The following is a 10232-nucleotide window of genomic DNA, read 5'->3' as shown; positions in this document are numbered from 1 at the left end:
TACTTCTTCATCACCAAGCTCGGCGAGCGGGTGGTCGCCGACCTGCGCAAGGTGGTCTACGGACGGATCCTGACGCTCGACCCGGCCTTCTTCCTGCACACCCGCACCGGCGAGGTGCTGTCCCGGCTCACCACCGACATCCAGATCATCGAGACTTTGGTCGGCGGCTCGGTCTCGGTCGCGCTGCGCAACCTGCTGACCCTGGTCGGCGGCATTGTCCTGATGGTGGTGGTCAGCCCGCACCTGACCGGCCTCGTCCTCCTGCTGATCCCGCTGGTGGTGGCGCCGCTGGCCCTTTTCGGGCACCGCGTGCGCAAGCTGACCGCCTCCACCCAAGACCGCTTCGCCGAGGCCGTGGGCCTGGCCGGCGAAAGCCTGGACGCGCTGGAGACCGTGCAGGCCTTCGGCCGCGAGCAGTCCGCCGCCGAGCGTTTCGGCCTGGCGGTGGAGGCCTCCTTCAACACCTCCCTGAAGCGCATCGCCGCCCGCGCCCTGATGACCGCCCTGGTCATCGGCCTGGTGTTCGGCGGCGTGGTGCTGATCTTCTGGTTCGGCGTGCACCAGACGCTCCAGGGGCGCCTGTCCAGCGGCGCCCTGATCCAGTTCGCCATTCTGGCGGTGCTGTCGGCGGGCTCGGTGGGCGCGCTCGGCGAGACCTGGGGCGACGTGCAGAAGGCCGCCGGTGCCATGGAGCGGATCGGCGACCTGCTGGACGCCCGACCGAACGTGCAGGCGCCGGCCCATCCGCGGCCGCTGCCGGCGCCGGCGCGCGGCGAGCTCGCCTTCCAGGACGTGACCTTCACCTACCCCGGCCGGCCGGAGCTGCCGGCCCTGCACGAGTTCTCGCTCTCGGTCAGGCCCGGCGAGCGGGTGGCCCTGGTCGGCCCCTCGGGCGCGGGCAAGAGCACCGTCTTCCGCCTGCTGCTGCGCTTCTACGACCCGCAGGCGGGCCGCATCCTGCTCGACGGCGTGGACCTGAAGGACGCCGATCCGGCGCAGGTCCGCGCGCGGATGGCGCTGGTCGCCCAGGACTCGCCGCTGTTCTCCGGCTCGGCGCTCGACAATGTCCGCTTCGGCCGCGAGGACGCCAGCCCCGAGGCGCTGCGCGCCGCGATCCGCGCCGCCCAGGCCGAGGGCTTCCTGGAGGCGCTGCCGCAGGGGCTGGGCAGCCTCGTCGGCGAGCGCGCGCGAGGCCTCTCCGGTGGTCAGCGCCAGCGGCTGGCGATCGCGCGGGCCCTGGTGCGCGAGGCGCCGATCCTGCTGCTCGACGAGGCGACCAGCGCGCTGGACGCCGAGAACGAGCGCCTGGTCCAGGCCGCCCTCGACCGCGCCATGACCGGCCGCACGACGCTGGTCATCGCCCACCGCCTGGCCACGGTGCTGAAGGCCGACCGCATCGTGGTGATGGACGAAGGCCGCGTGGTCGAGCAGGGCGCCCACCACGAGCTGGTGGCCCGGAACGGCCTTTACGCGCGGCTGGCGGCCCTGCAGTTCGGCGAGGCGGCGTAGCCGCTACGGACGCGCCGCCGCCGCCAGGCCCGGGAAGTCGCTGAACAGGCCGTCGACGCCGGCGGCGTAGAGCGCCTTGTAGACCGCGCCGACGTCGCCGTGGGCGGCCGGATCGGCGCCGCGGCGCAGCGCCGGCGGCAGGAAGACGTTTTCCGCCCGCACCGTCCAGGGATGCGACTTCAGGCCGGCCGCGTGGGCGTCGCGGACCAACGAGGTGGCGGGCGCCAGGGTCCCGTCGGCGGCGGTCGGCAGGATCATCTTCCAGTTGGGGCCGATGCCGTCGGCGTAGGCGGCGACGGCCTTCAGGCCGGCCGGGGTGCTCATTTCGGCATAGGTGAGGCCGGGCAGGTCGGCCGGGCCGCCCTCGGCGTCCATCAGCTGGATCAGCGGCGCGGCGCAGAGGCCGCGGAAGGTCTTCAGCGCGCCGACCTCGAAGCACTGGACGAAGACCGGCGCGTCCGCCTGGTCCAGGCCGTTGGCCTTCAGCGCCGCGTGCAGGCGCCTCTCCAGCGGCAGGCCGATCGCGGCGAAGTAGGTCGGGTGCTTCATCTCCGGATACGTGCCGATGGTTCGGCCGGCGCGGCGGCCCTCGGCCTTGGCCAGGTCGACCACCTCCTGGAAGGTCGGGATCGCCTCAAGGCCGTCATACCTGGTGTTGCCGGGGCGAAGCTGCGGCAGCCGTTCGCGGCAGCGGATGGTCTTCAGCTCGGCGAGGGTGAAATCTTCCGTGAACCAGCCCTCGACGCTCTCGCCGTCGATCACCTTGCGGGCCTTGCGGGCCGCGAACTCCGGCCTGTGGGCGACGTCGGTCGTGCCGCCGATCTCCGGCTCGTGACGCACCACCAGGTGGCCGTCCTTGGTCGGCACGAGGTCGGGCTCGATGACGTCGCAGCCTTCGGCGATCGCCAGCCTGTAGCCCATCAGCGTGTGCTCGGGCCGCTCGCCGCTCGCGCCGCGGTGGGCGATCACCAGCGGCGTGCGGCCAAAGGGCGAGGGCTTCGCGGCGGCCCCTGCGGCGCGGGCGGGCAGGATGGCGGCGGCCGCGGCGGCGGCGAAGGCGCGACGGGTCAGCATGGCGGTCCGCATAGGCCGCGAGCGTGACAGTTATGTTCTACTGCGCCGCCTTCAGCCGCTCGAGCAGCAGCGGGTGGATATCGAGGTTGCCGGCGCAGATCGCGCCCTGGGTCAGCATGTCCTCGCCGCCGTCGGCGTCGGTGACCTTGCCGCCGGCCTCGGTGACCAGGAGCGCGCCCGCGGCCATGTCCCACGGCTTCAGGTCGCGCTCCCAGTAGCCGTCGAAGCGGCCCGCGGCGACATAGGCGAGGTCGAGGGCCGCGGAGCCGAAGCGGCGGACGCCGGCGACGCGCTGGCTGATCTGGTGCAGCTCCTTCAGGAACCGCGCGTGCTGGCCGTGGCCGAGGAAGGGGATGCCGGTGGCGATCACCGCCTCGTCGAGCCGGGTGCGGGCCGCGACGCGCAGGCGCTTGTCGTTGACGTAGCAGCCCTTGCCCTTCTCGGCCCAGAACAGCTCGTTGGTGATCGGGTTGTAGGTCACCGCCGCCACGACCGCCCCCTCGCGCTGCAGGGCGATGTTGATCGCGAAGTGCGGGATGGCGTGCAGGAAGTTGGTGGTCCCGTCGAGCGGGTCGACGATCCAGGTGTGGGTCTTGTCGGTGCCCTCGATCAGGCCGCGCTCCTCGCCCAGGAAGCTGTAGCCGGGACGGGCCTTCTCCAGCGCCTCGAACAGGGTCTGCTCGGCCTTGAGGTCCGCGGCGGAGACGAAGTCGGCGGGCGCCTTGCGCGCCACCTGCAGCTCGGCGAGCTCGCCGAAATCGCGGTTGAGCCCGCGCGCGGCCTTGCGCGCGGCGTCGCTCATCACCTTCAGGAGGGCAGATTGGCTGATCATGGGCCGCGTACCTATTGGTCAAGGGGCCTCAAGGCAAGGATCGGCTCAGCCGCCGCGCTCCGCCGCGCCGGTCTCGATCTCGGCGTTGATCGCCTTGACCGCCGCGGCCGGGCCGTCGCCGTAGCTCCAGACGCCGGCCGAGATGGCGACGAAGTCGGCGCCGGCGCGGGCCACCTCGCGGGCTGTCGCCACGGTAATGCCGCCGATCGCCACGCACGGCGTCTCCATGGTCTCCTGCCAGATCGACAGGATCTCCAGCTCGCAGCGGGTCTTGGCGTCCTTGGTGCCGGTCGGGAAGACCGCGCCGAAGGCGACGTAGTCGGCGCCGGCCTCGGCGGCCTCCATCGCCAGGTGGCGGCTGTCGTGGCAGGTGACCCCGACGATGCGGTCGCGCCCCATCAGCCGGCGGGCCTCGGCGTAAGAGCCGTCGTCCTGGCCGATGTGCACCCCGTCGCAGCCCAGCTTGGCGGCGAGGTCCGGCCGGTCGTTGAGGATCACCGCCACGTCGCGCGCCGCCGCGATGGGGCTCAGCGCGTCCACCGCCGCGGCGACGATCGCGTCGTCCACGTCCTTGAGCCGGATCTGCAGCGCCGCCACATCGCCGGCGTCCAGCGCATGGGCCAGCACGTGGCCGAACGCCGCCAGGTCGTCGAGCCTCGGCGGGGTGATCAGGTAGAGCCGGCAGAGCGGAGCGGTCATAGGCGCCTCATAGCGCGTCCGCGGCGCGCCGCCAAAGCGCCGGAACCGCCTTTGCCTTCACGGATTTCGGCGGTGAGGGCTTCAGCGGAGGGCTGCATGACGTCGCGGATGCGCGGGGCGGTGGACGGCCTCGCCAACAGTCGGGGGCGCTCGACGGAGCACCTGCTGGTCGGGCTGGGCGTGACGGCGGCCGCTGTCATGGGCTCGGCCCTGATCGCGCGGCTGAACGGGCCTGCGCCGGACAATCCGAAGGCGCAGGCGAAACACCAGGCCCTCAAGAACCCCGGCTCCGCCCCGCCGCGCTCGGCCTTCTCGGTGATCTGGCCGCCGCTGTTCCTGGCGCTGACGGTCTCGGGCTTGCGGATCTGGAACGCGCCGAAGAGCCTTGCGCGCACCCAGGCGCTGACGCTGTGGGGCGTGGTGCAGGCGTTGAACGCGCTCTGGATGGCGCTGGGGCCCGGCAGGCTGGGCGGCCGGCTCGCCACCGCGGTCTCCTCGCTGGGCGCCTCGGCCGCCTACGTCTGGCGCGCCCAGCGGGTCGACGCGCCCGCGGCCAACCTCGTGGCGCCCTACGTCGGCTGGATCGGCTTCGCCAACGTGCTCACCGAAGAGCTCTGGCGCAAGAACCGCCCCAAGCCGACGATTCACTGAGGACTTACGGCCCGTCCTGGTCGAAGCGGTCGTCGTAGCCGTGGTTGGCGGAATAGAAGGCGAGCCACATCAAGAAGCCGGCGAGCGCGGCCACCACCACGCAGCCGCCCACCACATAGGGCCAGATCGGCCCCAGGGTGCGCCAGCCGCCGCCCAGCTTCGAGCCCTCGAAGAAGGCCCAGCCGGCGAACACCGCAAAGGCGGCGAGCCCCAGGAAGGTCAGGCCGAGAACTGTGAGGTGCTTGCGCATTGAGGAAACCAATCGGTCATACGGCGCGCCGGTTCCGATATGCGCTTGCAGCGGCCCCTCAGAAGCCCATGCGATTGTAGCGTTCCGGCGCCTTGCCGTGCGTGCCGACGCTGGCCCAGCGGCCCTCCTCGGCCTTGTGCACGAACTGTTCGGCGATCAGCCAGGCCTTCACCGGCCGCAGCGCCGCCAGGCAGCCGCCGATCAGCGCCGGGGCGACCACGGCGAACTGGGCCCAGACCGGCGGCTGGGCGACGACCGCCCAGATCGCCCACAGCGCGACGACCAGGATGCCCACGCCGCTCATCACGAAGAAGGCCGGCCCGTCCGCCGCTTCGGCGAAGCTGAACTCCAGGCCGCAGGCCTCGCAATGGTCCGCCACGGTCAGGAAGCGGCTGAAGACATGGCCTTCGCCGCAGCGGGGGCAGCGGCAGCGCAGTCCGGCGCTGACGCTCGAGGGGGTGTTGAAGCTGGTGGCCATGGCGCTCGACGTTCCATACAATGAGAGTTGAAAGCCATACAATACCAATACAATGTATGGAAATTGTCTGAGGGTGCAAGCGTGGTCGCAAGATCGGCTCCGATGGCGTGGCTGGACCGCGTCGCCGCCGGCGAAGGGCCGATCTACCTCGCCGTGCTGCGGGCGCTGGAGCAGGCGATCCGCGGCGGGGAACTGCATCCGGGCGACCGGCTGCCGCCGCAGCGCGCCGTAGCCGAGCGGCTGGGCGTCGACCTGACGACGGTGACCCGCGCCTATTCGGCCGCGCAGGGGCAAGGGCTGGTGGAGGGCGCGGTCGGCCGCGGCACCTATGTCCGCCCCCAGGCCGGCGACGACGACCCGGGCCTCGTGGACCTCAGCATGAACCTGCCGCCGCCGCCGGAGGGGCTGTCGCTCGGCCGGCTGCTGCAGGAGACCACGGCGGCGATCCTGGAGCGCTCCGACCCAGCGACCCTGATGGCCTATCACCCGGGCTTCGGCACGGTCGGCCAGCGCAAGGCCGGCGCCCAGTGGCTGGCGCCGGTGCTGGGCGAGGTCGCGGCCGAGCGGCTGCTGCTCAGCCCGGGCGCGCAGGCGGCGCTGGCGGCGGTGCTGTCCTGCCTCTGCCGGCCGGGCGATACGGTGGTCGCCGAGCCCCTGACCTATCCGGGATTCATCGGCGTCGCGCGCCAGCTGGGGCTGAAGGTCCTGGCCTGCGAGGTCGACGCGGAGGGCCTCGTTCCCGAGGCCCTGGAGGCGCTGTGCGCGAAGGCGCGGCCCCGCGCGATCTACCTGGTGCCGACCATGCAGAACCCGACGGGCACGACGATGGCGCCGGAGCGCCGTGCGGCGCTGGCCCGGATCGCTGCGGCGCGCGAGCTCTGGATCGTCGAGGACGACCCCTACAGCCGGTTGATGGAGCAGCCGCCGGCCGCCATCGCCGCGGTCGCGCCGGACCGCACCTTCCACGTCGCCACGCTCGCCAAGTGCCTGAGCCCGGGGCTGCGGATCGCCTATCTGGCCTGTCCAGCGGCCTGGGCCGAGCGCGTCGCCGAGGCGCTGCGGGCGCTCGCCCTGATGCCGCCGCCGCTGATGGCGGCCGTCGCCACGAGATGGATCCAGGAGGGCGCGGCCGACCGGCTGCTGGGCGCCGTCCGCGCCGAGACACGCGCCCGCCGCGCGATCGCCGCCAGGGCGCTGCCGCAGGCGATCGGCGGGGCGCAGAACATCCACCTCTGGCTGCCGATGGCGGATACGCCGAGCGCCGAGCGCATCCAGCTCGCCGCCCAGGCGCGAGGGCTGGCCGTCGTCACCGCCGAAGCCTTCGCCGTGGATCCGGCGCACCCGGCCGGCGCCCGCATCTCGCTCGGCGGGCCTGGCAAGCGCGCGGTGCTGGAGCGGGCGCTGGCGACGCTGGCGGAGCTGGTGGCCAGCGGAGGCCGGCCCCAGCGGGTGATCGTCTAACCGCGAAGGGCCGCCGGTCGCCCGGCGGCCCTCGCGTCTCGGCCCTGAAAGCTTAAGCCCTATTCCGCGGCGTGGCGGGTGATGCCGATCTTCGGTGCGAGCTCGCCCGCGGCATAGCGCTTGGCCATGGCCGACATCGGCAGCGGCTTGATCTTGCCGGCCTGGCCGGCCGTGCCGAACTCCTCGAAACGCTGCTTGCAGACCGCGCGCATGGCCTCCATGGCGGGCTTCAGGTACTTGCGCGGGTCGAACTCCGAGGGGTTCTCGGCGAACACCTTGCGGATCGCGCCAGTCATGGCCATCCGGTTGTCGGTGTCGATGTTGATCTTGCGCACGCCGTGCTTGATGCCGCGCTGGATCTCTTCCACCGGCACGCCCCAGGTCTGGGGCATCTCGCCGCCGTACTTGTTGATGACGTCCTGCAGCTCCTGCGGCACCGAGGAGGAGCCGTGCATGACGAGGTGGGTGTTGGGCAGGCGGCGGTGGATCTCCTCGATCACGTTCATCGCCAGCACCGCGCCGTCCGGCTTGCGGGTGAACTTGTAGGCGCCGTGGCTGGTGCCCATGGCGATCGCCAGGGCATCGACCTCGGTGGCCTTGACGAAGTCGAGGGCCTGATCCGGGTCGGTCAGCAGCTGGTCGTGGCCGAGCTTGCCCTCGAAGCCGTGGCCGTCTTCCTTCTCGCCCATGCCGGTCTCGAGGCTGCCCAGCACGCCGAGCTCGCCCTCGACCGAGGCGCCGACCCAGTGGGCCATGTCGACCACCGCCTTGGTGACGCGGACGTTGTAGTCGTAGTCGGCGGGGGTCTTGGCGTCGGCCTTCAGCGAGCCGTCCATCATCACCGAGGTGAAGCCGAACTGGATCGCCGTGGCGCAGGTCGCCTCGTTGTTCCCGTGGTCCTGGTGCATGCAGATCGGGATGTGCGGGTACATCTCCGCCAGCGCGTCGATCAGGTGCTTGAGCACGATGTCGTTGGCGTAGGAGCGCGCGCCGCGGCTGGCCTGGATGATGACCGGAGAGTCGGTCGCGTCGGCCGCCTCCAGGATCGCCAGGCCCTGTTCCATGTTGTTGATGTTGAAGGCGGGAACGCCGTAACCGTTCTCCGCGGCGTGATCGAGCAGCTGCCGAAGGGTGATGCGAGCCATCTTAAGTATTCCCAACCTTGTCCTTTATCGGGACAGGGCCGCCACGCCGGGCAGCTCCTTTCCCTCCATCCATTCAAGAAACGCGCCGCCAGCCGTAGAGACGAACGTGAAATCCTGGGTGACGCCCGCGGCGTTCAGGGCCGCCACCGTATCACCGCCCCCGGCTACGGCCACGAGCTTCCCGCTTTTCGCCAGTTTCGCCGCGTGATGCGCCGATTCGACCGTGGCTTTGTCAAAAGGCGGCACTTCGAACACCCCGAGCGGGCCGTTCCAGACCAGGGTGGCCGAGGCGTCCATCGCCGCGATCAGCTTCGCCAGGGTCTTGGGTCCAGCGTCCAGGATGCGGTCGGCGGGGCCGATCGCGTCCAACTCGCGAACGGTCGAGCTCGCGCCCGGTTCCACCTTTTCCGCGGTGACCACGTCGATCGGCAGCAGGAGCTCGCAGCCCTTGGCCTTGGCGGTGGCCATGATCTGGCGCGCGGTGTCGGCCAGGTCGTGCTCGCACAGCGAGGCGCCGACGTCGATCCCTTGCGCCGCGAGGAAGGTGTTGGCCATGCCGCCGCCGATCGCCAGCCGGTCGAGCTTGCCGACCAGGTTGTTCAGGAGGTCGAGCTTGGTCGAAACCTTGGAGCCGCCGACGATGCCCAGCACGGGGCGCTTCGGATTGCCCAGCGCCGCGTCCAGCGCCTCGAGCTCGCGGCGCATCTGTTCGCCGGCATAGGCCGGCAGCAGGCGCGCCAGGCCCTCGGTCGAGGCGTGTGCACGGTGGGCGGCGGAGAAGGCGTCGTTGACGTAGAGGTCGCCCTCGGCGGCCAGCGCCTTGGCCAGCTCCGGATCGTTCTTCTCCTCGCCGGCGTGATAGCGGACGTTCTCCAGCAGCAGCACGTCGCCGGGCTTCATGGCGTCGATCGCGGCCTTGGCGGGCTCGCCCACGCAATCGTCGGCGAAGGCGACGGGGGCGCCGAGCAGCCTGGCCAGGGGCTCGACAACCGGCTTCAGGCTCATCTCCGGCACGCGCTTGCCCTTCGGCCGGTCGAAGTGGGCCAGCAGGATCACCTTCGCCTCGCCCTTGCGCAGCTTGTCGATGGTCGGCAGCGCCGCCTTCAGGCGGGTGTCGTCGCTCACCCGGCCGTCGGCCATGGGGACATTGAAGTCGACACGGACCAGGGCGCGTTTGCCCTGGAGGTCGGCGTCGTCGAGGGTCTTGAAGGTCATCGGTGTCGGTCCTAGTCCTCGGCCCGTTCCTACCCCGCGAAGCGGGGGAGGGGGACCGCCCGGGGAACACCGGGCGGTGGAGGGGGCAAGCCGCGCACATCAGCGCTGATGAAATCCTGGTGTGAGGCAGAGACGCCGAGCCGCCGGCTCGCCCCCTCCACCCCGCGCTCTTCGCTGCGCTCGGCGCGCGGTCCCCCTCCCCCGCTGCGCAGGGGAGGAAGGAAGCTGCTCAGAGCAGCTTCGCCATCGCGAGCGCGGTGTCGCTCATGCGGGTCGAGAAGCCCCACTCGTTGTCGTACCAGGAGAGCACGCGGCCGAGCTGGCCTTCGATGACCTGGGTCTGCGGCAGGGCCGCGGTCGAGGAGGCGGCGATGTGGTTCATGTCGATCGACACCAGCGGGTCGTTCGACACCGCCAGCACGCCCTGCAGCGGACCGGCCGCCGCGGCCGCCTTCAGCGCCTCGTTGATCTCGTCCTTGGTGATGGTGCGGCCCGGGACGAACTTCAGGTCGACGACCGAGACGTTCGGGGTCGGCACGCGGATCGAGGAGCCGTCGAGCTTGCCCTTCAGCTTCGGCAGCACCAGGCCCACCGCCTTGGCCGCGCCGGTCGAGGTCGGGATCATGCTGAGCGCCGCCGCGCGGGCGCGGTAGAGGTCCTTGTGCATCGTGTCCAGCGTCGGCTGGTCGCCGGTGTAGGAGTGGATGGTGGTCATGTAGCCGCGCTCGATGCCGCAGAGGTCGTCGATGACCTTGGCGATCGGGGCCAGGCAGTTGGTGGTGCACGACGCGTTGGAGACCACCAGGTCCACGGCGGTCAGGGTGTCGTGGTTGACGCCGTAGACGATGGTCTTGTCAGCGTCATCGCAAGGGGCGGAGACCAGCACCCGCTTGGCGCCGGCGTCGAGGTGCGCCTTGG

General features: G+C 71.4%; 11 protein-coding genes. 3 read left to right on the top strand and 8 right to left on the bottom strand.

All coding sequences use genetic code 11. From position 1 onward, the window contains the following. Nucleotides 1–1509: ABC transporter transmembrane domain-containing protein (locus VJS38_RS03710; protein WP_324086806.1), on the top strand; the 1509-nt coding region annotated here is incomplete at its 5' end. Between the two features lie 3 nt (nucleotides 1510–1512). On the opposite strand, the gene VJS38_RS03705 is transcribed toward VJS38_RS03710, so the two are convergent. From VJS38_RS03705 to thiE, 3 genes are read right to left on the bottom strand one after another with little or no spacing between them, the layout of a single operon-like run. Beyond that, complete coding sequence (locus VJS38_RS03705) at nucleotides 1513–2583, bottom strand: glycerophosphodiester phosphodiesterase (RefSeq protein WP_324086805.1); 1071 nt, start codon at nucleotides 2581–2583, stop codon at nucleotides 1513–1515. 37 nt (nucleotides 2584–2620) lie between these two features. After that, a complete protein-coding gene (locus VJS38_RS03700) occupies nucleotides 2621–3415 on the bottom strand; it encodes an inositol monophosphatase family protein (protein ID WP_324086804.1) in 795 nt (264 codons plus the stop codon). 45 nt (nucleotides 3416–3460) lie between these two features. Then, on the bottom strand, nucleotides 3461–4114 hold the full coding sequence (thiE, locus tag VJS38_RS03695; protein WP_324086803.1) for a thiamine phosphate synthase: 654 nt from the start codon (nucleotides 4112–4114) through the stop codon (nucleotides 3461–3463). Between the two features lie 96 nt (nucleotides 4115–4210). On the opposite strand from thiE, the gene VJS38_RS03690 reads away from it, so the two are divergent. Continuing rightward, complete coding sequence (locus tag VJS38_RS03690) at nucleotides 4211–4765, top strand: TspO/MBR family protein (protein ID WP_324086802.1); 555 nt, start codon at nucleotides 4211–4213, stop codon at nucleotides 4763–4765. Between the two features lie 4 nt (nucleotides 4766–4769). On the opposite strand, the gene VJS38_RS03685 is transcribed toward VJS38_RS03690, so the two are convergent. Together VJS38_RS03685 and VJS38_RS03680 are read right to left on the bottom strand one after the other, a co-directional pair. Beyond that, a complete protein-coding gene (locus VJS38_RS03685) occupies nucleotides 4770–5015 on the bottom strand; it encodes a hypothetical protein (protein ID WP_324086801.1) in 246 nt (81 codons plus the stop codon). A 58-nt stretch (nucleotides 5016–5073) separates the two neighbouring features. After that, nucleotides 5074–5493, bottom strand: a complete 420-nt coding sequence (locus VJS38_RS03680) for a DUF983 domain-containing protein (protein WP_324086800.1) — start codon at nucleotides 5491–5493, stop codon at nucleotides 5074–5076. A 102-nt stretch (nucleotides 5494–5595) separates the two neighbouring features. Between VJS38_RS03680 and VJS38_RS03675 the strand changes: the two genes are divergently transcribed. Continuing rightward, nucleotides 5596–6954, top strand: coding sequence for a PLP-dependent aminotransferase family protein (locus VJS38_RS03675; protein WP_324086799.1), 1359 nt, complete (start codon nucleotides 5596–5598; stop codon nucleotides 6952–6954). A gap of 59 nt (nucleotides 6955–7013) precedes the next feature. Here VJS38_RS03675 and fba read toward each other — a convergent pair whose 3' ends face one another. The 3 genes from fba to VJS38_RS03660 all read right to left on the bottom strand — a co-directional run. Beyond that, complete coding sequence (gene fba / locus VJS38_RS03670; RefSeq protein ID WP_324086798.1) at nucleotides 7014–8099, bottom strand: class II fructose-bisphosphate aldolase; 1086 nt, start codon at nucleotides 8097–8099, stop codon at nucleotides 7014–7016. 24 nt (nucleotides 8100–8123) lie between these two features. Further along, a complete protein-coding gene (locus VJS38_RS03665) occupies nucleotides 8124–9314 on the bottom strand; it encodes a phosphoglycerate kinase (RefSeq protein WP_324086797.1) in 1191 nt (396 codons plus the stop codon). Between the two features lie 229 nt (nucleotides 9315–9543). Further along, nucleotides 9544–10232: type I glyceraldehyde-3-phosphate dehydrogenase (locus VJS38_RS03660; protein WP_324086796.1), on the bottom strand; the 689-nt coding region annotated here is incomplete at its 5' end.

Origin of the sequence: Phenylobacterium sp., from assembly GCF_035276905.1 — a bacterium.
Taxonomy (GTDB): Bacteria; Pseudomonadota; Alphaproteobacteria; order Caulobacterales; family Caulobacteraceae; genus Phenylobacterium.
This window is presented reverse-complemented; position numbering and strand designations above follow the sequence as displayed.

Bases quoted from the DNA above. Each gene is read 5' to 3' on its own strand.
- thiE (WP_324086803.1), bottom strand. From the start codon at position 4,114: ATGACCGCTCCGCTCTGCCGGCTCTACCTGATCACCCCGCCGAGGCTC.
- VJS38_RS03680 (WP_324086800.1), bottom strand. From the start codon at position 5,493: ATGGCCACCAGCTTCAACACCCCCTCGAGCGTCAGCGCCGGACTGCGC.
- VJS38_RS03685 (WP_324086801.1), bottom strand. From the start codon at position 5,015: ATGCGCAAGCACCTCACAGTTCTCGGCCTGACCTTCCTGGGGCTCGCC.
- fba (WP_324086798.1), bottom strand. From the start codon at position 8,099: ATGGCTCGCATCACCCTTCGGCAGCTGCTCGATCACGCCGCGGAGAAC.
- VJS38_RS03705 (WP_324086805.1), bottom strand. From the start codon at position 2,583: ATGCTGACCCGTCGCGCCTTCGCCGCCGCCGCGGCCGCCGCCATCCTG.
- VJS38_RS03675 (WP_324086799.1), top strand. From the start codon at position 5,596: ATGGCGTGGCTGGACCGCGTCGCCGCCGGCGAAGGGCCGATCTACCTC.
- VJS38_RS03665 (WP_324086797.1), bottom strand. From the start codon at position 9,314: ATGACCTTCAAGACCCTCGACGACGCCGACCTCCAGGGCAAACGCGCC.
- VJS38_RS03690 (WP_324086802.1), top strand. From the start codon at position 4,211: ATGACGTCGCGGATGCGCGGGGCGGTGGACGGCCTCGCCAACAGTCGG.
- VJS38_RS03700 (WP_324086804.1), bottom strand. From the start codon at position 3,415: ATGATCAGCCAATCTGCCCTCCTGAAGGTGATGAGCGACGCCGCGCGC.